General features: G+C 39.1%; 21 protein-coding genes. 17 read left to right on the top strand and 4 right to left on the bottom strand.

All coding sequences use genetic code 11. The features are described 5' to 3' along the window. Positions 1 to 533: 533 nt before the first annotated feature. The 10 genes from E6X37_RS06715 (at position 534) to E6X37_RS06760 (ending at position 9,344) form a co-directional block, all read left to right on the top strand. Positions 534 to 1,304 carry a ParA family protein gene (locus E6X37_RS06715; RefSeq protein WP_287506698.1) on the top strand — a complete coding sequence of 257 codons (771 nt, stop codon included), beginning with the start codon at positions 534 to 536 and terminating at the stop codon, positions 1,302 to 1,304. 179 nt (positions 1,305 to 1,483) lie between these two features. Next, positions 1,484 to 2,413 carry a ParB/RepB/Spo0J family partition protein gene (locus E6X37_RS06720; protein ID WP_287506696.1) on the top strand — a complete coding sequence of 310 codons (930 nt, stop codon included), beginning with the start codon at positions 1,484 to 1,486 and terminating at the stop codon, positions 2,411 to 2,413. Between the two features lie 280 nt (positions 2,414 to 2,693). Then, positions 2,694 to 3,959, top strand: coding sequence for a [FeFe] hydrogenase H-cluster maturation GTPase HydF (gene hydF, locus E6X37_RS06725; protein WP_287506694.1), 1,266 nt, complete (start codon positions 2,694 to 2,696; stop codon positions 3,957 to 3,959). A 216-nt stretch (positions 3,960 to 4,175) separates the two neighbouring features. Then, on the top strand, positions 4,176 to 4,697 hold the full coding sequence (locus E6X37_RS06730; protein WP_004694397.1) for a DUF4446 family protein: 522 nt from the start codon (positions 4,176 to 4,178) through the stop codon (positions 4,695 to 4,697). A 9-nt stretch (positions 4,698 to 4,706) separates the two neighbouring features. Further along, entirely contained in the window at positions 4,707 to 5,663 is a 957-nt protein-coding gene (locus E6X37_RS06735; RefSeq protein WP_077707865.1) for a M23 family metallopeptidase, read from the top strand. A 129-nt stretch (positions 5,664 to 5,792) separates the two neighbouring features. Next, positions 5,793 to 6,371: a cob(I)yrinic acid a,c-diamide adenosyltransferase gene (locus E6X37_RS06740; RefSeq protein ID WP_004694402.1), complete on the top strand. Its 579-nt coding sequence runs from the start codon at positions 5,793 to 5,795 to the stop codon at positions 6,369 to 6,371. 29 nt (positions 6,372 to 6,400) lie between these two features. Next, positions 6,401 to 7,540, top strand: a complete 1,140-nt coding sequence (locus tag E6X37_RS06745) for a hypothetical protein (protein WP_278604939.1) — start codon at positions 6,401 to 6,403, stop codon at positions 7,538 to 7,540. Positions 7,541 to 7,617: 77 nt separating this feature from the next. Next, positions 7,618 to 7,995, top strand: coding sequence for a GerW family sporulation protein (locus E6X37_RS06750; RefSeq protein ID WP_004698027.1), 378 nt, complete (start codon positions 7,618 to 7,620; stop codon positions 7,993 to 7,995). A 280-nt stretch (positions 7,996 to 8,275) separates the two neighbouring features. Next, positions 8,276 to 8,734: an OmpH family outer membrane protein gene (locus E6X37_RS06755; protein ID WP_004698051.1), complete on the top strand. Its 459-nt coding sequence runs from the start codon at positions 8,276 to 8,278 to the stop codon at positions 8,732 to 8,734. A gap of 88 nt (positions 8,735 to 8,822) precedes the next feature. Continuing rightward, positions 8,823 to 9,344 carry a nitroreductase family protein gene (locus E6X37_RS06760; protein WP_287506690.1) on the top strand — a complete coding sequence of 174 codons (522 nt, stop codon included), beginning with the start codon at positions 8,823 to 8,825 and terminating at the stop codon, positions 9,342 to 9,344. Between the two features lie 163 nt (positions 9,345 to 9,507). On the opposite strand, the gene E6X37_RS06765 is transcribed toward E6X37_RS06760, so the two are convergent. The 3 genes from E6X37_RS06765 to E6X37_RS06775 form a co-directional block, all read right to left on the bottom strand. Continuing rightward, the gene (locus tag E6X37_RS06765) at positions 9,508 to 9,795 is read right to left on the bottom strand and encodes a cupin domain-containing protein (RefSeq protein ID WP_004694414.1); all 288 of its coding nucleotides are present in this window, start codon (positions 9,793 to 9,795) and stop codon (positions 9,508 to 9,510) included. 233 nt (positions 9,796 to 10,028) lie between these two features. Then, positions 10,029 to 10,694, bottom strand: a complete 666-nt coding sequence (locus tag E6X37_RS06770; protein WP_119563120.1) for a hypothetical protein — start codon at positions 10,692 to 10,694, stop codon at positions 10,029 to 10,031. A gap of 1 nt (position 10,695) precedes the next feature. Continuing rightward, positions 10,696 to 11,652: a DUF1858 domain-containing protein gene (locus E6X37_RS06775; protein WP_004694418.1), complete on the bottom strand. Its 957-nt coding sequence runs from the start codon at positions 11,650 to 11,652 to the stop codon at positions 10,696 to 10,698. A 394-nt stretch (positions 11,653 to 12,046) separates the two neighbouring features. On the opposite strand from E6X37_RS06775, the gene sfsA reads away from it, so the two are divergent. The 4 genes from sfsA (at position 12,047) to E6X37_RS06795 (ending at position 17,424) form a co-directional block, all read left to right on the top strand. After that, positions 12,047 to 13,309 carry a DNA/RNA nuclease SfsA gene (gene sfsA, locus E6X37_RS06780; protein WP_287506687.1) on the top strand — a complete coding sequence of 421 codons (1,263 nt, stop codon included), beginning with the start codon at positions 12,047 to 12,049 and terminating at the stop codon, positions 13,307 to 13,309. A 222-nt stretch (positions 13,310 to 13,531) separates the two neighbouring features. Continuing rightward, positions 13,532 to 14,335, top strand: coding sequence for a hypothetical protein (locus E6X37_RS06785; protein WP_287518052.1), 804 nt, complete (start codon positions 13,532 to 13,534; stop codon positions 14,333 to 14,335). A 170-nt stretch (positions 14,336 to 14,505) separates the two neighbouring features. Then, positions 14,506 to 16,974: a DNA gyrase subunit A gene (gene gyrA / locus E6X37_RS06790; protein ID WP_039965176.1), complete on the top strand. Its 2,469-nt coding sequence runs from the start codon at positions 14,506 to 14,508 to the stop codon at positions 16,972 to 16,974. 78 nt (positions 16,975 to 17,052) lie between these two features. After that, positions 17,053 to 17,424, top strand: coding sequence for a hypothetical protein (locus E6X37_RS06795; protein ID WP_004694430.1), 372 nt, complete (start codon positions 17,053 to 17,055; stop codon positions 17,422 to 17,424). A 430-nt stretch (positions 17,425 to 17,854) separates the two neighbouring features. On the opposite strand, the gene E6X37_RS06800 is transcribed toward E6X37_RS06795, so the two are convergent. After that, complete coding sequence (locus E6X37_RS06800; RefSeq protein ID WP_004698075.1) at positions 17,855 to 19,210, bottom strand: MFS transporter; 1,356 nt, start codon at positions 19,208 to 19,210, stop codon at positions 17,855 to 17,857. Positions 19,211 to 19,312: 102 nt separating this feature from the next. On the opposite strand from E6X37_RS06800, the gene E6X37_RS06805 reads away from it, so the two are divergent. From E6X37_RS06805 to E6X37_RS06815, 3 genes are all read left to right on the top strand, one after another. Beyond that, positions 19,313 to 20,410 carry an ArsR/SmtB family transcription factor gene (locus E6X37_RS06805; RefSeq protein ID WP_004694435.1) on the top strand — a complete coding sequence of 366 codons (1,098 nt, stop codon included), beginning with the start codon at positions 19,313 to 19,315 and terminating at the stop codon, positions 20,408 to 20,410. Positions 20,411 to 20,522: 112 nt separating this feature from the next. After that, positions 20,523 to 20,897: a hypothetical protein gene (locus E6X37_RS06810; protein ID WP_004694437.1), complete on the top strand. Its 375-nt coding sequence runs from the start codon at positions 20,523 to 20,525 to the stop codon at positions 20,895 to 20,897. A gap of 439 nt (positions 20,898 to 21,336) precedes the next feature. Next, positions 21,337 to 22,767: a [FeFe] hydrogenase, group A gene (locus E6X37_RS06815; protein WP_038125620.1), complete on the top strand. Its 1,431-nt coding sequence runs from the start codon at positions 21,337 to 21,339 to the stop codon at positions 22,765 to 22,767. Positions 22,768 to 22,794 lie beyond the last annotated feature (27 nt).

Genomic DNA, 22,794 nt, shown 5'->3' on the forward strand with positions numbered 1-22,794 from the left:
TATTGTTATATATAATGTTACCGATCAAAAGTTGATTACTTTATACCTTTCGCTGATGGTGTTGTTCTATAAATAAAAAAATGATATAAAATAGTTTTGTATATATTTGTCTATTGGTATAGATTTATATTAAGGCAATAATTTTTTACTGTAAAATTTTTTATTAATTCTATAACTTAATTTTACGTTAGATTTTAATCCTTAAATGTTTCACGTGAAACATTTAATCGTAAAACTTATAAAACATTTGATGTAATTTTTCTTATTTTGTGTTGTACTATATAGTAAAGGAATAAATTGCTATGTTTCACGTGAAACAATAAAAAATAAGTGTTGTAATTATATTAATGAAGTTATTTACCTATAAGTTTATGTGCGTAATATAAATGTAAGTGGGAAAAATGTAGTAGATAAATAAAATAATATAGTAGATAAAAAATTAATGAGAATTTGATTTATAAATACCGTAATTAGCATTGTTTTATGTTATAATGGAAAAGAAATATTTTGAACGAAGATGTGAGGTGAATTAAGTGGGCAAAGTTATAGCTATTACTAATCAAAAAGGCGGTGTTGGTAAAACTACAACATCAGTAAATTTGAGTGCTTGTTTAGCTGATGCAGGTAAAAAAGTATTACTGGTTGATTTGGATCCACAAGGTAATGCTAGTTCTGGGTTAGGTATTGAAAAGGATGATTTAGAGCTCTGTGTGCATGATGTTCTAATTGATGGAGAACCAATTGCTGATATTGTACAACCTACAATGCTTGAAAACCTATTTGTGGCGCCTGCAACAATTCAACTAGCTGGTGCTGAAGTAGAACTAGTTTCCGTTGTTTCACGTGAAACAATGTTGAAAAAAGCATTAGCGTCAGTACGAGATACATATGATTTTATCGTCATTGACTGTCCACCATCTCTCGGGTTATTAACATTAAATGCCTTCACTGCTGCTGATAGTGTATTGATTCCGATTCAAAGTGAATTTTACGCATTGGAAGGGGTTAGTCAATTAGTTAAAACGATAACAATTGTACAACAAACATCAAATAAGGATCTTGAAATTGAAGGCGTGCTATTGACTATGTTTGATGGCCGCACAAATTTATCGATTCAAGTAGCCGATGAAGTAAAAAAATTCTTTGGCAATAAAGTATATAAAACAATTATTCCTCGTAATGTACGTTTAAGTGAGGCACCTAGTTATGGGGAGCCAATCATTGTATATGATCCAAAATCCAAAGGTGCTGATGTATATACGAAATTAGCTAAAGAAGTAATTAAAGCATCTAAAATTAAATAAGCACTAAAGATAAATAAGTACTAAAGCTTAATAAACACAAAAGCGAAGCAAGTACCTAAAGGTAATAAGTATCTGTTATATGTATGTATCTAATGCTAAGAATATTAGTTTTTGGTGGTTTGCGTGATTTACATATTTTAAATTTGTAAATATTTGTAAGGCCGAGAGAGGTTAGTTGTATGCCAAGAGAAATTAAAAGCAAAAAAAGCAAAACGTCTGGATTGGGGAAGGGCCTTGAGAATTTAATGAAGGTCGACTCTGTAGAGTCTGTATTGCCTGAAAAGGAGATACATGAACTGCCAATTTCTGAGTTAGTTCCAAATGTAGATCAACCGCGTAAAAGTTTTGATGAAGATAGTCTAGCTACCTTGGCTGAATCAATCAAGAATCTTGGTATTTTCCAACCGATTGTAGTTCGTAAACAAAAGAATAAATACCAAATTGTAGCTGGTGAGCGCCGTTATCGTGCTGCTATGATTGCTGGATTGAAAACAGTACCAGTTATTGTTAAAAAATATAATACCGAAGAAATGACAGAGGTTGCTCTTGTAGAGAACTTACAACGAGAAGGATTAGATCCTATTGAAGAAGCATTGGCTTATCAAGGATTGATGGATACTTATAAGCAAACGCAAGAAATGATTTCCGCTCGTCTTGGCCGTAGCCGTTCATATATAGCTAATATGGTTCGTCTTTTAAAATTATGTGATTCTGTACAAAAGGATCTTATCGAAGGTGATTTGACGGTTGGCCAAGCTCGTCCATTATTAGCGTTAAGAAGCGCAGCTCAACAAATGGAAGCAGCTGAACGTATTAAAGAGGGCGAGCTAAGCGCTAGACAAGCAGAGGCCCTTGTTAAGTCTATGCAAAATAAATCGTCTAAAGCAAAGGCTGGTAAACCTCAAAATACGGCAGAAGTTCGTGCTCTAATGGACCGTTTAAAACTAAGCTTAGGATCCCCTGTGAATATTAAATTCCGTGCAGGTAAAAAGGTACAAGGAAAAATTGAAATTGCTTTCTCCTCTGAAGCTGAATTAGAAAGACTTATTGCATATATGGATGGGCAAGATCAAACAGAAGATGCGGAAACAATAGAGTTTAGAGTATAATTGGCTAGCAAAAGCAAAAGCAAAAGCAAAAGCAAAAGCAAAAGTAATAGCAATAGCCGTAACACCAACAATAATAGTAACGATAATAATAACAACAATAACAATAATAACAGCTATAGCAATTGTAATAGTCGTAATAATAACAATTTGAGGTAAAAGTGTAGTCTACGGGCTGCGCTTTTACTATATGTAAGAGATTTATTAAATAATAAGATAAGATGTAAGACGTTTTATAATATATTTTGTAATATATGTGAAGGTTAAGTAACAAGGATAGGTTATGGAACAAACACCTAAGGCAAACCGCATACATATTGGCTTTTTTGGCCGTTGTAATGCCGGTAAGTCTACATTGATCAATATGTTAACTGATCAGCCTGTATCGTTAGTATCCGATGTGGCAGGGACTACAACAGATCCTGTAAGCAAAGCTATGGAAATCTTGCCACTTGGCCCTGTGGTGATTACTGATACTGCTGGTATAGATGATACAACTGAATTAGGTGCATTGCGCATGGAGAAAACAGAAGAGGTCGTGAAAAAGATTAATTTGGCTGTTTATGTGCTTCGCACCGATGAAGAGCCAACCTCCGACGATATGTACTGGTTAGGTCTTTTGAAACAAAATAATGTACCTGTTGCACTTTTCATTAATGAGATTAATGCGGCGCCAAACAATTTAACGGAGTCTAAAGCTAGTATAGGCAGAGATATACTGGGAGAGCGTTATATAGCAGATCATACGGGTTTATCTGAATTGGTTACTGTCATTGGTTCTGCTGACTTCACATCTGATGCTAAGCGCTTAGAGTTGCTTGATTTACTCGGGGGGGTAACACCACTTGATGTAGAAGGGGAGCAAACTCTTTTACAAGGTTTAGTTGAAGAGGGGGATACAATTATTCTTGTATGTCCTATCGATAGTGCCGCACCAAAGGGGCGACTCATCTTGCCACAGGTGCAAACTATCCGAGAAATTCTCGATTATAAAGGCTTAGCATTAGTCTGCCAAACAGAAGAATTACCGGCTATGATTCACTCTCTTAAGAATCCACCTAAAATGGTAATCTGTGATTCCCAAGTTTTTGATCGGGTTGATGAGTTGACCCCCGATTCGATTCCGTTGACGTCTTTTTCTATTTTGATGGCACGGTTCAAGGGAAAATTACAGGATTTAGTAACTGGTGTTAAGGCTATTAAGAATCTGAAAGCTGGTTCCAAGGTGCTTATCAGTGAAGGTTGTACACATCGTCGTCAATGCGATGATATTGGGACTGTAAAAATACCCAATCTTTTAAAGAAGCAAGGCTATACAGATTTACAGTTAGAATTCACTAGTGGGGGAGCATTCCCTAAGGATGTATCACAGTATGATTTGATCATCCACTGTGGTGCTTGTATGCTAACACGCCGTGAGGTGTTACGTCGTATAGAATGCGCTGTTGTACAAAGTACACCCATTGTAAATTACGGTGTACTCATAGCAGCTCTACATGGTATACTAGAACGAGCAATAAGCCCATTTGTTGACGAACTAGAGGGCTAATAAATAGCCTAATAAATAGCATTGTAATATGTATGTAACACATACATTTAGATATACATTACATACTTGTTATATACATTGTTATATAGCTATCGTTTATCTATATTAGATATATTAAATATATTAAATTAAATTGCATGCAGTCATTTAACTTTCACAATAGGAATGGTATAATTAACTGTTGGAGTTTTGATGATTGTATAGGAAGGAAAATACATGTTCGAATCGATTCAACCGTGGATAGGCATGGTTACCATCGTTCTTGTTATAGTGTTATTCGTATATTGTGTAATCTTACACATTCGTTTAGGTAGCTTGAAAAAGAAATACGATTTCTTTATGCAAGGGGAGCATGGTGCGAGCCTAGAGCGTAAATTATCTGTAGAGGTCAGTGAAATTCGCGATGCTGCGAAAGGCCTTGAGTCCTTGTTATCCGAGCAAGTGGCAATTCGCAATATTCAGAGTAATACGATACAAAAAATTGGCTTTATTAAGTATAATGCCTTTGAAAATATCGGAAATGATCTGTCCTTTGCGCTTACCTTGCTAGATGGCAACAATAATGGTATCTGTATCTCCAGTATTTACGGTCGTAGCGAATCTCGTATTTTTAGTAAACCTATTGTGAAAGGTAAAAGTTTAGTAAGTCTTTCACAAGAAGAATTAGAAAGTTTGAACGAAGCGTTGGGTGAGCGTACCAATGAGGAAGCGTTGACGAGCGCTATCGTCTCGAAATAAGGAAGTTTTATGTTGAAAATACCGGCATTCATTTCAAACAAAGTTGAAAGAAATGGTGACAACTGCATATTGACATTAACTACCAAGCAAGCGAAACTCGTTGCCATTATTGGTTCCGTAGTATTGGTCTTGGCATTGGTACTCGGTATTTGGGGCATCGTGCGCCAAGCTGAGATTGTGCAATTACGTCAACAAACGCAATTGCAATCGGAACAGTTGAAATTGTTACAACAAAAAACAGAAGTTCTGGATAAGAAAATTCAAAACTTAAATCAAATTAGTGAAGAGAATAAGCAAATGCTGAAGGGCGCTGAATCTGGCACACCAGCTCAAGGTGGCGGGGATGGTAGCGACCCAAAGCAGGAAGCCGCTGATAATAGTGAAGCACAGACGTTAACAGCGGCACAATTATCGGCTCGACTATCCAAAATGGATAAGGAAGCACAAAAATTGCTTGTTAGTTTCTATACGATGCGCAATATCCTTCGCGATGGTGGCGCACAAGATTTGATGGCATTACAATCCATCAATTTCTCCGCTGGTTCTGGTGGTGCTGTGAATAGTACGACACCTAGTATTTGGCCAAGTAAGGGCGTTATTACATCTCCATTTGGTAGCCGTGTTGACCCTGTTACGGGTGCTATTGGTGCATTCCATGAAGGTATCGATATTGCCGATGACTATGGTTCCCAAATCGTGGCTACTGCGGCAGGGGTGGTAACCTTTGCGGGGTATACAAGCGGCGGTTATGGTAATCTCGTTGAAATCGATCATGGCAATGGCTTTGTTACCCGTTATGGCCATAATAGTGCCGTATTGGTAACGGTAGGGATGAGCGTGAAACAAGGTCAAACCATAGCTTTGATGGGTAGTACTGGTAAAAGTACGGGTGCCCACGTTCACTACGAGGTACGCCTTAACAATACGCCTGTAGACCCTATGATCTTCTTACCAATTAGCAATTAGAAATATAAAAGCTTATATAAGACCTAAAAAGAACTTGTTATGCGTGCATATGCGCTTATAGCAAGTTCTTTTTCTTTCCTTTTGTATATATATATTGTAAAATAAAAGTATATGAACGGAGGTATATCTATGAAGGCCTATGTACAAGTTTATACCGGCGAAGGCAAGGGCAAAACAACTGCCGCAATCGGCCTAGCCATTCGTGCCATCGGCGCTGGCAAGAAAGTCCTCTTCTTACAATTTATGAAATCTAAAGTATATAGTGAGCATACTATTTTACCTACCTTAACAAATTTAACCTTAGAAACTGTGGGCAAGCCATTCTTTATCATCAAAGAAGGGATGAAGAGTAAGGATGAACTTGCTAAATGGGGCGATGAAGTCGTTGTCTTTGAGTCTGGTAATCCTCCGAAGGATTATGTAGCGCTCATCGAAAAAGGCTATGAACGTGCACTCGCTGCTATCAGCAGTGGTGAGTACGACCTCGTTGTACTTGATGAGTACAATATGGCTCTCTTCTTTGAACTCATTACATGGGATAAAACTAAAGCTTTACTCGATGCTCGTCATCCAGAAACGGAACTCGTATTTACGGGACGTGGGGCTCCTCAAGAATTAATTGATGAGGCCGATCTCGTAACGGAGATGAAAGAGATTAAACATTACTACCTACAAGGCGTAATGGCTCGAAAAGGCATTGAAAACTAATCATAGGAACACCTAAGGAGGTGATGTGGTTGAGTACAGTGGCTATTGTGGCCCTCGTTATTGTGGCCATCATTGTAGCACTCATCTTGACTATCCTACTGGCACCAATCACATATAGCATCGAAATTGATGGGCGGACACCATATCGTGGCGAGCTGCGCATCAAATGGCTGTCGCGCGTATTTTCACTCCACTTAGCGTACATTCAAAATAAACCATTTTTTAAGGAATTATACGTTTTAGGTGTACTTAAGATCGGTCCTGTGAAAGACTATGAACAATGGCTTGAAAATCGTGTAGATGAAGAATATCAAAAGGTAATGGATGATGACGGCGACATATCACAGGCAGAAGCTTTTGCAAAGGCTATGCAAGGAGGCGGACAAGGTCCAACTGCAAGCTCTAGCGGCACAAGCTTTGATGACTTGAAGAGCGCCCAAGGCTCCAATACAATCTTTGATGATGACGAATCACCAGGGGCGGGGAGCGCACCTAGGGCAAAGGAGCGTATTGAGCGACCTGATGCGGTTTCTAAGGATATGGATGCACAAGCTCGTGCTGAGCGGTATGATTCGATACAACAGGATCCAACGGCTCATATTCAAGATGATGATGAAGTAATAAGTCATGTTACTTTCAATAGTGACGGATCTATCAAGGAAAAGGTATTTACAAAGGTAAATGATATTAAAACGACTGTGAAACAACGTTTTGGAAAGCCTGATCCCAATGATCCGGTAGCATCATTCAAGTCTGAAATTCCTACATTCTGGTTCATGAAACACTTGGGAAATATAGAGTTGTGGCGTCAGATATTCCTTGTGTCGAAACGATGCTATAACCACTCTAAACCACGTGATATGGCTATAGAGGGCCGATTTGGTATTGGTGATCCGTATCGGATGGGGCTTATTGCATCTATGTTGTATAGCATTTGGCCTGAGCAAGCAGAGTCTATTGAGATAGATTATGTGAACTGGGTAGCTGAAGGCAGCGGCCATATTAAAGGTCGTATGATTCTTGCCGTATTGGCGTGGTATGGTACTAGATTCTTGGTATCTAAACCTATGCGTTCCCTATTGGGTGAAAGTGCTCGTGTCTTCTGGGTTAAACGGAAGGAAGCCAAGCAACTAGAAAAGCTAAAAGCCGAACAGGGTCAAACAGCGTAAGGATATATAAAGTCAATTGAGTATATGAGCTGTATTATTATAGCTATAATACTTTCACAAAAAGCGGAGGTACTGTGATGGAGAACAGTAATGTAAAAGAGAATTTGGAAGTCCTATTCGAGAAGTTTAAAAATATGATCAAAGTGGAAACTGTAGTTGGTGAAGCTGTGCAAATTGGCGATACTACACTCGTTCCATTTGTTGATGTAACCTTTGGCTTCGGTACTGGTACAAACCACTGCACAGCCAATAAGAGCCAAGAATCTGGCGGCGGTGGCGGTGGTGCCAAAATGGAACCAAGCGCAATCCTTGTTATTAAAGGTGACCGCATCGAATTGTTCAACATTAAGGGCAACCCTTACAGCAGCAGCTTTGATCGTCTTATCGGTTTGGTACCTGATCTCGTGTCCAAATTGAAATCCGATAAATACATCTATTTAAATGATGAACAATAATTCGGTGAATAATAAACCATAATTTGATGACAAATTATAAATAATTGGTGAAAGTTGAAATGCCCACATGTGTGTTCTGAATATGTTTGTATCGACTGCTTTAAGGGTCTCAGAGTATGCTTGTGGGTATTATTTTAAGTTCTAATAACTTTCATAAGTGGTTCATAGGGCTTTATTATGCTATTTATCATAGTCTTGTGAAATTTAGCAAGATTTGCTATAGTAAAAATAGTACACTATTGGATTGTATAGTGACACTTTTAATCGAGGAGGATTTCAGATGAAATTATCTAAAAAATTGACTACCTTAGCTATCGTTGGTGCTATGTCTGCTACTGCTGCAGTAGCAAGTGCTGCTAACATTGGCTTAGTAAATATGAGCCAAGTAGTAAATAGCTACCCTGGCTACGGTGCATTAGATATGAAAATGCAACAAGTAGACGCTCAATACCGTCCACAAATTGAAAAAAAAGTACAAGAAATTGAAAAGATTAAAGACTCTGCACAAGCAGAAGCAGAATTCAATAAAACTGTAGCTCCATTGCTTCAAAAAGAAAACGAAGAAATCAATAAAATTGCTCAACCTATGATGCAAGCAATTCACAATACTGTTGAAGCTATTCGCGTTGAAAAACAAATGGATGTAGTATTGGATGATCCATACACAATTCGTGCTGCTGACGCTAACAGCAAAATCGAAAACATTACTAACGAAGTAATTAGCCGTCTTAAAAAATAATAAGCACAAAACCCCCTAACTGAGGAATCAGCTAGGGGGTTATTTATTAAAATACATTTTAATAAATTCGATAAAGGAGTGAGATTTAATGAAAGATTTTAAAGTATTAGCCACAGAGCGGTATTCGGTTCGAAAATTCGATACTCGACAAGTGGAGCAGGAGAAGGTAGATATGTTACTAGCAGTCGCTCGATTAGCACCTACGGCGCACAATTATCAGCCGCAAAGACTGCTTGTGTTAAATACTGAAGATAGCTTAAACAAACTGAAAGATTGTACAAATGGTCATTTTAATGCACCGTTGGCAATTATCGTTTGTTACGATAATACGGTGAGTTGGAAGCGAGAATACGATGATGCGGATATGGGGGTTGTAGATGCTAGCATTGTGGGATCCCACATTATGTTTACCGTAGCCGATATAGGTTTAGGCACAACGTGGATTGCTCATTTTGATCCTGCTAAAGTACGCAAGGCATATAACTTGCCTGATAATATCATTCCTGTAGCTATCTTCCCAATTGGTTACCCTCATCCAGACTGTGTTCCTGCACCAGGCCATACGAAGCGCTTTGATGTGAGTGAATTTACAACCTATAATTCCTTTTAAAAGAATATTTTTTAGACTATGTATTACTCTATAAGTATTTAATAACTATGGATATAACTGAACTATTGAACAGTTCTATAAAACTTAATAACTATATGATTTCTCTTTAATACATACTCCATATAAAAAGGACAGTTGCTTGTATCAACTGTCCTTTGGTATTTTATTCTGGTTTATGAATGAGGTTTACAACGAATTCGCTGTCTTCTACGAGTGTAGCTTGGATGTAGTTGTCGCCGTTGAATTCCAATACTTGGCCTGGTACGAGTACATGCTCTTCAGTTTCATTAAGAAATACTTGTACTTTACCTTTTACAACTGTAAAAATGACATTAGCTTCAGGGTGGTTATGTTTTTCCACCTTTTCACCAGCCTTGCCGCCTTTTTTTACGATTACATAGTTAGGACCTTGGAATAATAAACCTAATTCTTGATTAACTGTGCCTGCCATAATGGACCTCCTAGTTCTAATTTTTATATTGAAAGTTTAATGTAATACATACTATGTTGTATATCTATCTTATAATTGTATTATAAATGATATTGTTTATCAATGCTGTGCTTATGGCTACAGTTTCGAAAATAGTTAAGCTATTGTATAATTTATATAAAAATAGGTATGAAAAAAGGAGCGTAAGTTACGCTCCTTTTTCAGTACATATATCTGAGAGTAGATAGTTTATATTATTTTTTACGAATGGTATATAAACGTGTGCCGTTTTCTTCTGTTGTTACAAGTTCAAATGCTGGATCGATAGCTTTTACAAAGGCCTCGAACCATGTTTGGTAAGCTAATGCCATGAATTTAGGGTCAACGCCCGCTGTACGCCAGTAGCCTGCTTGTAATCTGTGGTCGCCAACCCAGGTAAATTCGTCAGGGCTTTCAGAAACCACTTGGTCACCACCATCGCAAGGCATGCCATTTACGTAGAAGTTTTGTAACGCATTGTAAATCGCTGGTGCAGTGTGTTCTTCAAGGTTATCTTGAGCCACAACGCCACATGCTTGGCCTTGTACTGCAAAGGCATCTAGAATAGCGGTTACTACGTGTACTGCTTCATCGCCGGAATTTGTGTCGAGCATATCTTTGATGAAAGCTGCTTCACGAACGGAAGCAATGTTGATTTGGTTAGCTAACCAGCCGTGAATATTGCCATGGTCGATGATATTTTCCAAGGGAATGCTTGGATTAATTGGCTCACCGTATGTATCTACGGAGATGGAGTGTAGTTCCTCCGCCAAATCATCAACAACTTTAGAAGTTTTTTCTAAAATCAAATTTTCACGCTCAACGAGCAATTGAATTTTGCGATATAACCAGTAATGGATGTGACCTAAGAATGCGGACATATTAAGCTCCTTTTCGTGCTGTTTCTAATTTCTCTACTAAATCGTATACATTAAAACCGTGGATTTCTGCGGCTTGCCATAATGGCTCAGCTGTTGCAGATGGGCAACCTAGGCAGCCCATACCAATACCTTGTAATACAGGTACAACATGTGGGTAGGTTTCAACGATGTCGCGAATAATTGTGTCTGGAGTGATAGGGGAACCTGCTTCGAGACGTGGTGCTTCTACTTCAGGATCGTTACCTTGACCAGGCAAGAACACAGCTGGTTCTTCGGATTTGCTTTCAGCTGGAGCCCCTTCAAGGTCGCCCAATACAGCTGCTTTGAAAGCCTCTAAACCAATGCGGTCGATGAATTCGCCCATGCGTTCGATTTGTGCGTTTTCTTTATAGTATGCGATGATTCGATCAACTAATGCAAGAGCTTCTTTTTCTGTTTTAACTTCTGCGATGAGGTCGCCGATGCGAGGATGCGCACCGCCGCTACCGCCAGCGTATACATTCCAACCATCTACAGTACCGATAACGCCCACATCTTTCATGCGGCTTTCAGTACAAGAGTTTGGACAACCGGACACACCGATTTTCATTTTACTTGGCATTTCAAGAGATAAATATTTGCGTTCGATTTGCATGCCAAGGTGTACGCTGTCTTGTTTAGCGCGTTTACAGAAGGTAGTACCTGGGCAGATTTTTACGCTGCGCACGCGGTTGGACACAGTGTATGCTGGCTCCATGCCAAGCATTTCCCATGCTTTATCTACGTCTTCTGCTTTCAAATTCGTAATCATAATGCGTTGGCTGCCAGTTAATTTGAGAACAGCGCCGAACTCATTCGCTACGTCGATATATTTTTGTAATTGATCTGGTTGAATGAAACCTGCAGGAACGCGAGGTGTAATTGCATAACGGCGTTGACCGTTTTTTATGCGTTGTAAATTTGCTGCAATTTGTGCCATATTAAATCCTTTCTCGAGCCCTCTCTGCGGAGAATAGTGGCTAAAACTACTTAGTTAATCTATAAAACTCTTTATATATTAATTATTTACGCCCTAGGGTTTTGTGAAAGCTTCGCACATATATACGGACAAGTGGGATGAGATCAACTAGGCGATGCCTCATCAAAACCCGGCGTAATGATCAGTATGGGTATTTAGAATACTGACCCGACGCTCTTAGTATAAACCATTTTAACAAACAATAATGTAACTCAAGCTACAAAAATAGAACTTTTTTAATATTAATTATTGATTGTTTACTAACTATCATTATATACGATACTGTTTACAGATGAAACCCAAGGTTACATATCGTATAATAGACATATAGAGTGTTCTTGATGTAGGAGAAACGATGAAAGTCCTTTACGATACTATTTTAAAAGCAACATACATAGGTCGCCCGAATCGTTTTGTGGTGACTTTAGATTTGAATGGTGAAAGTGTACTCGCTCATTTGCCAAATCCTGGTCGCATGTGGGAGCTCTTGTTTACGGGGGTAACGATGTACATCGTGCCTCACGACAAGCCGGATGCGAAGACGAAATACCGTGTGGTAGGTATCGAGCGCGATGGCGTTGTTATCATGCTCGATACAAACTACAGCAATGATGTAGCGCAACATTTGATTGAAAATAAATGTATCCCTGGTTGGGAGGAGTGGCGCGTAGTGAGACGGGAGTATACGGTTAAACTACACGGCACATCATCTCGCTTTGACTTGCTCCTCACCAATGATAAGGGGGATGAGTTTTTACTAGAGGTTAAATCCTGTACCTTGTTCTCCAAGACGGGAGCCATGTTCCCTGATGCTATTACAGAGCGAGGCCGCAAGCATTTATTGCATCTGAAAGAATTACAAAACGAAGGCTATCACACGGGTGTTCTATTCCTCGTACAATGGGACCAAGCGCAGTGGTTCTTGCCAGATTATCATACGGATTTGGAATTTGCCAAAACCTTTAAAGAGGTGGCACCTTCATTAGATTGGAAAGCTGTGGCTGTGGCGTGGGATGAGACTTTCACCATGCCTACGGTGACACATGAATGTTCCTATCCTAGTGGTATCCTCGACACAGAGGCTCATGATAGTGGCGTGTATGTGATGGTCATGCACCTCGATCACGATCTAGATCTCGAAATCGGTTCTAAAGGGATGATGCATTTCAAACCTGGTTACTATATGTATGTTGGTTCCGCGAAGGCAAATTTAACGAAACGCATTGAACGTCATAAACGAAAACGGAAGAAAATGCATTGGCATCTAGATTACTTCCGCGGTTACTGTGAAATGATAGCGGGCTTGCCGATTCGTACTAGTGGGAGGCCGCAGGCTATGACAATTTCTGCTCAGGAACGGCGTGAAGGTAAACTCTCTGATGATTCGGCTGCTCGTGAAAGCGCAGATGTAGATTTAACCAAAATTGACGTAGAATGTGCTCTCGCTGATGCGGTGCGGGCTATTGCGGAATGGAATGTACCGAACTTTGGGTGCAGCGACTGTGAGTGCAACAGCCATCTATTCGGAATGAGCGAAAATCCGATACATAATCAATTCTTTATGAATGTAATAGAAAATTACAGGATGAATATGCTAGATGAACTAGTTAATAGGTAATTATTATTGATGGGGCCCGAGAACTATATACGTAATTAATTAAAAAGTGCTATTACCTATCTCTTCGCTCCATAGTGACCTAAGTCGCTCATCAATAGGTAATAGCCCTTTTTAATACGCTAGTTATAAAGGTGTCCCATCAATAATAATATAGTCCTATCCATAGTTATCCCAGCATATTCATTCTATAGTTTTTACATAGAGAGAGGGGAGGTTTTGTGTATGAGGTTGTTTAGGTATGTGTTGTTAGGTATCGTTGGTGTTTGTAGTGTAGTGTTGAGTGGTTGTTCTTTCATTTGGACGACGGAGAATGGTGATCCTGCGACACCAGAGGATATCAAGTCTAGCGTGGAGAAGGAGTTTTCGGTTGTGCATCCGAATCTTGTTCTTCAGTCATCTGTGGTGGAGAAGGAGAAGCCATTCCAGCGAAATGTGTATGTGTTTTATGATGAAAGTAATGGTATTTCCTTTACTACAAATTCTGTAGTCAAGTGGCCAACATTGCCGGCCCCTGGTGGTGAGCGAAAAAATGATGCGAATTTTATGTATTCACAAGCGTATTTAGTTCATTTGAATGGTTCGTTAGTGGAGCGTGCTAAGCAGTATGGCATGCGGATGGCGACGCACAAGGAAGCCTTGGAGTTAGCTAAGTCTAAAGCGACACGTGTGGCAGGTACTAATAAGATATCTTTATTCACATATGATGAGATTATCTTTGTAGACGAATCTGTAAAGGGTAAAGATATTCTAACCTTTATGAAATCTATATATAGTTTGTATAAACCGCAAGACAACCCAGCGTTATTGCACCCTCCTTCTGATAGAAGCGTAGGCTTTTATTATCTACCAAAAGGAGAAGCGGACAAAACAAAAGCTAAGTATTTGATCGCCTTTCGATTTATGGCAAAAAATGATTGGAAAGAAACTATGCTAACAGGCATTGGTAGTACTGGTAATGACACTTCGGCTGTAGAACGAGATTTTGTTAGCATTTTAGATCATATGATACAACATGCGGCTCATTAAATAAGAGATAGAGGTTATTATATTTTATAGAATTAATTACAGCTATGCAACAGTTGTACAATTGGGCCATGTAATGGGAAGAAACTTTTACAAAATATAGCGTTAAAACTGCAAAAATGCTATAATTATATGATGAATTAGTATCAGTGTTAGTAAAATGAGGTGAGATTGTGGCAGACCAACAATGGTCCCACGGGAATATTCATCCCGTTCAGATTGATAAAGAAATGAAGAATGCGTACATCGATTATGCAATGTCCGTAATCGTTATGCGTGCGCTTCCAGATGTGCGCGATGGCTTGAAACCAGTACATCGTCGTATTTTGTATGCAATGCACGAAACAGGCATGACGCCAAATAAACCGTACAAGAAATCCGCTCGTATCGTCGGTGACGTACTCGGTAAGTATCATCCACATGGTGATAGTTCCGTTTATGATGCGACGGTTCGCTTGGCGCAAGATTTCAATACGCGCTACCTCTTGGTGGACGGCCACGGTAACTTTGGCTCTATCGACGGCGATAGTGCCGCTGCGATGCGTTATACCGAAGTACGTATGGCGAAGATTACAACGGAAATGCTTGCCGATATCGACAAGGAAACTGTTGATTTCATGCCGAACTATGATGAAAGCTTGCAAGAACCAACTGTATTGCCAGCGAAGATTCCTAATCTTCTCATCAATGGTTCCAGTGGTATCGCCGTAGGGATGGCGACAAATATTCCACCACATAACCTCAACGAGGTATGTAATGGCCTAGCGATGCTCATCGACAATCCGGATGTGACGGTAGATGAATTGATGACCGCTATTAAGGGTCCAGATTTTCCGACTGGTGCACTCATTCTGGGCCGAGAAGGCATCAAAAAAGCGTACTCCACAGGCCGTGGTAGCGTTAAAATGCGTGCTCGTGCAACCATCGAAGAGATGTCCAAGGGCAAGCATAAAATCGTAGTGACTGAGATTCCGTACCAAGTGAATAAGGCTCGCGTCATTGAAACCATTGCGAACTTGAGCCGTGATAAGGTCATCGATGGCATTACAGCACTTCGCGATGAATCTGACCGCCAAGGTATGCGCATCGTTATCGAATTACGGGCTGACGTGCAACCAGACATCGTACTTAACAAATTATATAAACACACTCAACTTCAAGAAACATTCGGCGTGATTATGCTAGCCCTCGTGGACGGACATCCTCGTGTATTGAATTTGAAAGAAGTATTGGGTTATTACTTAGATCACCGTCTAGATGTAATCGTACGCCGCACTCAATTCGAGCTTAACAAAGCAGAAGCGCGTGCTCACATCTTGGAAGGTTTGTTGATCGCCCTCGACCACATCGATGAAGTGATTGCTACAATCCGCAGTTCTCAAACTGACGAAATTGCACGTAACGCATTGATGCAAAAATTCGGGCTTTCAGAAAAACAAGCGGTAGCCATCCTCGATATGCGTTTACGCCGTTTAACAGGTTTGGAACGCGAGAAAATCGAAGAGGAATACAAGGAATTATTGGCATTGATCGAAGATTTGAAAGCTATCTTGGCTAGCGAAGCGCGTCAACGTCAAATCATCAAAGACGAACTCGATGATATGAAGAAGAAATACGGCGACCCTCGTCGTTCTGAAATCACCATCGACACATCCGACCTTGATGTAGAAGACCTCATCGCTGACGAAGAGATGGTGATTACCTTGACTAAGCAAGGTTATATCAAACGGATGAACGCGAACGTATATCGCAACCAACATAAAGGCGGCGCTGGCGTTATCGGCATGAAGACGAAGGAAGATGATTATGTAACGCAAATTATGCATGTGCGGACCCATAATACATTGTTATTCTTCACATCTACAGGCCGTGCATATCGCCTCAAGGCATACGAAGTGCCGGAAGCAGGCTCTCGTAACTCTCGCGGTACCGCTATGGTTAACGTATTGCCACTCGCGGTAGGCGAATCCGTTACGACTATGATCGACCTTGAACGGGTCCATGAAGATGTAAATTTATTCATGGTCACTGAGTTCGGCGTTGTAAAACGTACAGCTATTGAAGAATACCGCAATATCCGTCGTTCTGGTCTCAATGCGATTAATCTCGACGAAGGCGATCGTTTGATTTCCGTTAACGTAACGACTGGCAACCAAGACATCTTGATTGGCACTAAGTTGGGTATCGCTATTCGCTTCAGCGAGCACGATGTGCGCCTCATGAAACGGGCAGCTCACGGCGTGCGCGGTATTAAATTAAATGCAGGCGACGTGGTTGTAGGCGCTGGTGTTCTTAATACTGATGAAAGTGAAGCACAAGTGTTTACTATCTCTGAAGAAGGTTTTGGTAAACGCAATGATGCGGAAGCTTATACATTGCAAAAACGCGGTGGTAAAGGCTCTAAGAACTTCAAGATTACTAACAAAACCGGCGATGTAGTAGCCGTAGAGGTTGTTCATAACGATGACGAAGTCATGCTTATCTCTGAGCAAGGTAAAATCATCCGCTTCAATATGAATGACATCGCTGTGAAGAAGGGCAAAGCTATCTCTGGTGTGAAAACACAAAACCTCGACGAAGGTGATAAGGTAGCTAGTATTGCTGTTATTCCAGGCGCTGAAATCGAAGAAGAAGTAGAATAATATAAAACACTATATAACTATTAAGTAACCATGGGCGATCATCTTAGATGGTCGCCTCTAGTGTTGAGGAGTTTAAAAATGAAAAAATGGCTAGCTGCTATGTTTGCAGCAGGAGTTTTCTTTGTAGGTGGCTTTGGTCAAGCTAGTGCTGCTGACTGGTACTATATCGATGCTGATGCTGACGATGCGGCATGGTTTATTGACAACTCTTCTGTATATAAAACAGATGATGCGGCTACAGTACTTGTTAAAATTAACAATGTAGAAGGCTTTACATATATCTACACAGTACGGATCGATCGCAAAGAAAAAACATGGACAGAACTTGATACAACAGTATATAGCAATGCTGGTATAGCATTGCTATCCAGTAAAGAAGCACAAAAACCTACGAAAATTGAACCAGATACCATGGGGGCGGAAGTTATGCAGGCCCTATGGGGTAAATAATCCTTCTGTGAAGGGATGCCAATTCTAGACTGTGTGTTTAGATAGTAGGCCCAACACTGCTATGAAAGCCTCCAAAGCGAGCTAAGTCGTTTTCATAGCAGTGTTGGGCCTTTTCTTTACTAAATTACCTTAGCATTAGTATTGGCATCCCTTAACTGCTAATATTCTTTTATCCCATAGGGCTCTGCATACCACCCTCTAGGGAAAAGTGATCTAAGTCGTTTTCAGAATAGTTCGGGGCTTTCTATATTATTAGTACTTTTACAGGGCGAATATCCATATTCAATCGTGTCAGATTCATTTTTTCATACAGAGAGAATATTCCAAGGTGAGTGTGTTTTTGTTTTAGGTAGGTATGTTATTGAATAGATATGACAAAGAGGCTGTAATTAAAACTTAGTTTTAATTACAGCCTCTGGATTAGATTGTATTAACTATTATGATGGGAAAATTTAAATACTTCTTTTAAACTTATAATAACCAGAATTAGTGTAATTCCCCATCCAATTCGAGTTGCTAATAATAAATCATTTGACCAGATATTTAAGCAAGTTGCACCAATAGCTGAACCGATTGAAATCGCAACATTTTGCAGCATTCGTTGCAAAGCTCCTGTACTTCCTTGGATTTCCATAGGACTGGCTTGCATAATACTGGCAATATTAGCAGGTTGAAAGTATCCTCCACCAATACCGTAGATGAATAATCCTAATGTTAAGAGTTGATAAGGCCAGTTAGGATTGATCAGTAAGAGAAAAATCAAGGATATGATAATAATACTTAGACCAATATGGCTAAATAGCTTATTTTTATTGCCGTTATTGATTTTACTGGATATTCTTGAAAAAAGCACCAGCCCTGTAGGAGCTCCTAGAACAAGAAATCCAGTTTGCCCCACTTCTAGATGATATGATTGTTCAAAAATGAAGGGGGGAAGTAAAAAGATCATTGCAGAGGCAAAGCCAAAAGTAACTGTTTGAAAAAGGTAAGAGATTACTTGAGGATTATTTTTTAATCCTTTGATATCGATAAGTGCGTGTTTGTTATTAAGTTCCACATAGTAAAATATAATTCCGAGCAACAAGCTAGATAGTATCAGGATTATACCAACTACAAATAGATGTGATTTGTTTAATAAAGATAATCCTAATAAGAGAGAAACTAACATGAGAGTGTTTATAGTAATTCCAAGCATATCTAATTGTCGGTTGTTGTTTTTTTCGGAGAGTTTATTGAGAAGGAAATTATTACATGCAATTCCGAGAATTACAAAAGGAATATTTATCAAAAAAATAAGTTGCCAGAAACTTAACGAAAGTATGATCCCGCCTAAAGAGGGCCCTAGAATAGGGCCTAAACCAATCATAATTCCGAGGATACCAATAGAGCTATTTTTACGTTTTTCAGAAACTAAAGTTGTAATTAGTGCGGCAGAAGTAGCTTGTAAAGCAGCCGCTCCTATGCCTTGAAAAATTCGTCCAATAATTAATAAACTGATATTGTTAATTAAGCCACAAAATAAAGAACTTAGACCAAAAAGCACGAATCCTAAATACGAAATTTTTAATTTTCCAAATTTATCGCTTAATACGCCTAAAGGTAGGATAGAGATAGCTAAAGCTAAAGTATAACCGGTTATTGTGAAGGCTGCAATATCAGTTGAAGTTTGAAATTGTTCTTTTAAAAAGGGTAATGCTATATTGATAATTCCTGTATCGAGAGTGGATAATAACATTCCCATACCTGCAACAATTGTTATGAGTAGATCTTGCAATTGTTTATTCATAAAGATTTCTCCTTTTCTTTAAAACTATTAAGTATAATATAATAAGTCTAAAGTCTATAATCAAACGATTCAAAAAATATCGAATCGTTTAGGAGGATGTTTATGTCTATTACAATTCGGTTTAGCGATTATGCTTTGGAAACAAATGAAACGTTAATACAAAGAATACAATTTGTGTATTCCCCTTTAAATGAACTTTTTAGAAGTTTACATGTGCTTTTAAATCCGCGCCATCATGGAACTAATATTGATTGGGTGATTGAGATACAAGATAAACTTACTGAAGAATTTTATGAGAATCTTCATTATTTCCAACTTTTTTATGAACTGGGGGTCTCTCCTATTTTACTTTGTAATTTTCGTTATCATATGACAACGATTGAAGAGGAAATACAAAATTTAAAGAAATTTCTGGTTAATTATCCGACTATTCAATTAATTGAGTATTTGGAGAGAATAATAGATGATAGAGAAAATGCCTTTATTCCAACATTAGCAAAAGGACTAGAGTGGAAAGATTTTTCTTTAAATGAAAATGATCAATTGCTTAAAGATTTGAAGCGAAATGCTACAAGTGTTTATAGGAGACTTTTTTCTTTTATTGATTGGTATAGAAAATCAATTTTTGATGATACTTGGAAAGAAAAATCAATTGAGCAAAAGCTTTTAATTGAAATACAAAAGCAATCTTCATTTTTGAGGGAAAAAGGTTTTATAGAGATGTTTAATCATTTACAAATTGATCGAATCCATTGGGAAAAAGGAGCTTTAGCTATTATTAAACCTTTTAATCAAGAGGTTTATTTAAAGGACAGTGACTCTATTATGTTGTTACCAAGTTATTTTATTTGGCCGCATCTGTTTGTTGAATCTTTTAATCAAGGAATTGCTATTACTTATGATATTGCGGAGCAACCAAGTTATTATAACTCCACACCGGAGGGATTAGTTACTATTTTTAAAGCCTTGAGCGATTCAGTGCGGTTGCAAATTATGAATTATGTTTTGGAAAAACCAAGTACGACACAGTCTTTAGCGCAAATTTTATTAATGACTGAATCAAGCGTATCGAGACACTTACAAATTTTAAAAGACGCAAAGTTATTGAAAGCAAGAAAAGTGAAGAAGTTTGTTCTATATGAACCGACAGAGTTAGTTACTCAACTTATGCCGAATTTCTATCGCTTCTTTCGAAATTAAGAGAAGATGAATTACCATGTTGTGGGTTGATAGAGATAGTTTTCATATAACATTTAGTTTTTCCTTATATACTAGTTTGTATATTTTTATATTTTCTTTGAGAGGTATTAATATGAAAAAAACATTGGCAGCTGTTTTGGCAGCAGGCGCATTATTAATCGGCGGTATTGGTAGTGTTGATGCGGCTAATTGGTATACAGTAGGCACAGATAGCAATGGTGTTACTTGGTCTATCGACAATGATTCCGTTAAAAAAGATGATAAAAAAGCGGTAATGGATATTAAAGCTATGGACTATGAAGGTTACCATTACATTGTGACTGAAGAGTTTAATCATAAAAAACGGGAAGTTAAGGATCTTAAGGTGACTCTTTATAACCCACAAGGTTATGTTGTGAAAGAGGAACAAGTTAATAAAAATAGCCGTAAAGTTGAGCCAGGTACGCCTGCGTACGCTGTATTCCAACTTATTTGGGGCGGTAAATAATTGAATCCTACAGACGAGTACACTATTGCTTAGTACCGGCTTGTCTAGATTGAATGATTTTGTGAAAGCTTCACACACGCACGTTCTTTTAAAGAGCGTGCGTTTTTTTATGTATATTATAATTTTGTTTTAGCTCTTATAGTATTAACAATTAAGCCATTAGTTTTTATAGTGCTAATAAGTAAGTCACTTATTAAGGCACATTAGTTAATGCCCTTAAGATAGATGAATTATTCATCTTTCTATGTTAAAATGTGATTTAAAGTACACTTTTTCAGAGGTTTTGTGCAAAAGTGTAACAATTCTACATAGTATAAACTTTCACCATAGCGTATACTATAGGTAAGATGCAGAAGTATGGCTTGGGCGTAGTGCTCCGTAGTTTGGCATATTTCGCCCCAATAGGTTTGGTAGTTATAGTTTGTTAGAGGAGGTCCTCATGTCTCAATACGAATTTATCGATAAACGCGTGCCGATTGCACTCGACAATCCATCCATTTATCACGACATTTCCAAGTGTAAAAACTGTACGTTATGCCGTCGCGCTTGTGCGGATGTAATGAGCGTTCTTGATTACTACGACCTTGATGCAAACGGCGATGTGCCTGTATGTATTCATTGTGGTCAATGTGCCGCAGCATGCCCATTCGACTCCATGCATGCTAAATCCGAGCTTGAAAAGGTAAAAGCAGCCCTTGCTGATCCTGAGAAAATCGTCGTAATCCAAACAGCGCCAGCAGTTCGTGTATCCATCGGTGAAGGTTTTGGTTATGAACCAGGTACATTCTTGGAAGGCAAAATGGTTGGTGCCTTGCGTAAACTTGGTGCAGACTATGTAGTAGATACTAACTTTGGTGCGGACTTAACCATTATGGAGGAAGCATCCGAGCTTGTGGAACGCCTTAAAAATGGCGGTCAAATTCCTCAGTTTACAAGCTGTTGCCCAGCGTGGGTACGCTTTGCGGAAATCTATTTCCCTGAATTGATTCCTAACTTGTCTTCCACACGTTCTTGTATCGCTATGGAAGCGGCTATGATTAAAACGTACTTTGCAGAGAAAAAAGGCATCGATCCTCGTAAGATCGTATCCGTATCTGTAAACCCTTGTACGGCTAAAAAAGCAGAAACGAAACGGGAAGAAGAAAATGCAGCGGCTCGTTACCACAATGACGAATCTCTTGGCATGGACACAGATATTTCCATCACAACTCGTGAATTCATCCGTTGGATTCAAGAGGAACATATTGACTTCAACACAGTAGAAGAATCTCAATTCGACGACTTAATCGGCATGGAAACTGGCGCATCCATCATCTTCGGTAACACAGGTGGTGTTATGGAAGCTGCGATGCGTACGGCTTACAAACTCATCACTGATAAAGAGCCACCTCCATATGCGTTGACTCACCTCGAGGACGTTCGCGGTATGGAAGGCGTAAAAGAGGCAACTGTTCAATTGGGTGATGACGTAACATTGTCCGTTGCCGTTGTTCACGGTGGTAAAAATACACGTGACTTCTTGAATGCATTGAAAGATAGCGGTAAACACTACGACTTCATCGAAGTTATGGCGTGCCCAGGCGGTTGTATTGGTGGCGGTGGTCAACCGCGCACTAAATTGCCTCAAGCAGTTAAAACTAAGGAAGCTCGTATCGGCGGTCTTTACGAAGCTGACGAAAACTACAAATGGGTTGCGTCCTATGAAAATGAAGAAATCCAAACATTGTACAAAGATTTCTTGGGCGAACCATTGGGCCATAAGGCACACGAACTTTTACACACACACTACACAGACCGCAGCGCGGTTCTTGGTACTCGTAAAGACGTAACACCTGAAACATGCCCAACATCCCCTAAATTCAAAGGCTAATGATAGCTGATTGCTTAAATATGGTGC

It is taken from the genome of Veillonella parvula, from assembly GCF_032550495.1.
Taxonomy (GTDB): domain Bacteria; phylum Bacillota; class Negativicutes; order Veillonellales; family Veillonellaceae; genus Veillonella; species Veillonella parvula_G.

Excerpts from the sequence above, each read along its gene's own strand:
- E6X37_RS06720 (WP_287506696.1), top strand. The coding sequence starts at position 1,484 with ATGCCAAGAGAAATTAAAAGCAAAAAAAGCAAAACGTCTGGATTGGGG.
- hydF (WP_287506694.1), top strand. The coding sequence starts at position 2,694 with ATGGAACAAACACCTAAGGCAAACCGCATACATATTGGCTTTTTTGGC.
- E6X37_RS06730 (WP_004694397.1), top strand. The coding sequence starts at position 4,176 with ATGTTCGAATCGATTCAACCGTGGATAGGCATGGTTACCATCGTTCTT.
- E6X37_RS06735 (WP_077707865.1), top strand. The coding sequence starts at position 4,707 with ATGTTGAAAATACCGGCATTCATTTCAAACAAAGTTGAAAGAAATGGT.
- E6X37_RS06740 (WP_004694402.1), top strand. The coding sequence starts at position 5,793 with ATGAAGGCCTATGTACAAGTTTATACCGGCGAAGGCAAGGGCAAAACA.
- E6X37_RS06750 (WP_004698027.1), top strand. The coding sequence starts at position 7,618 with ATGGAGAACAGTAATGTAAAAGAGAATTTGGAAGTCCTATTCGAGAAG.
- E6X37_RS06755 (WP_004698051.1), top strand. The coding sequence starts at position 8,276 with ATGAAATTATCTAAAAAATTGACTACCTTAGCTATCGTTGGTGCTATG.
- E6X37_RS06760 (WP_287506690.1), top strand. The coding sequence starts at position 8,823 with ATGAAAGATTTTAAAGTATTAGCCACAGAGCGGTATTCGGTTCGAAAA.
- E6X37_RS06765 (WP_004694414.1), bottom strand. The coding sequence starts at position 9,795 with ATGGCAGGCACAGTTAATCAAGAATTAGGTTTATTATTCCAAGGTCCT.
- E6X37_RS06770 (WP_119563120.1), bottom strand. The coding sequence starts at position 10,694 with ATGTCCGCATTCTTAGGTCACATCCATTACTGGTTATATCGCAAAATT.
- E6X37_RS06775 (WP_004694418.1), bottom strand. The coding sequence starts at position 11,652 with ATGGCACAAATTGCAGCAAATTTACAACGCATAAAAAACGGTCAACGC.
- sfsA (WP_287506687.1), top strand. The coding sequence starts at position 12,047 with ATGAAAGTCCTTTACGATACTATTTTAAAAGCAACATACATAGGTCGC.
- E6X37_RS06785 (WP_287518052.1), top strand. The coding sequence starts at position 13,532 with ATGAGGTTGTTTAGGTATGTGTTGTTAGGTATCGTTGGTGTTTGTAGT.
- E6X37_RS06795 (WP_004694430.1), top strand. The coding sequence starts at position 17,053 with ATGAAAAAATGGCTAGCTGCTATGTTTGCAGCAGGAGTTTTCTTTGTA.
- E6X37_RS06800 (WP_004698075.1), bottom strand. The coding sequence starts at position 19,210 with ATGAATAAACAATTGCAAGATCTACTCATAACAATTGTTGCAGGTATG.
- E6X37_RS06805 (WP_004694435.1), top strand. The coding sequence starts at position 19,313 with ATGTCTATTACAATTCGGTTTAGCGATTATGCTTTGGAAACAAATGAA.
- E6X37_RS06810 (WP_004694437.1), top strand. The coding sequence starts at position 20,523 with ATGAAAAAAACATTGGCAGCTGTTTTGGCAGCAGGCGCATTATTAATC.
- E6X37_RS06815 (WP_038125620.1), top strand. The coding sequence starts at position 21,337 with ATGTCTCAATACGAATTTATCGATAAACGCGTGCCGATTGCACTCGAC.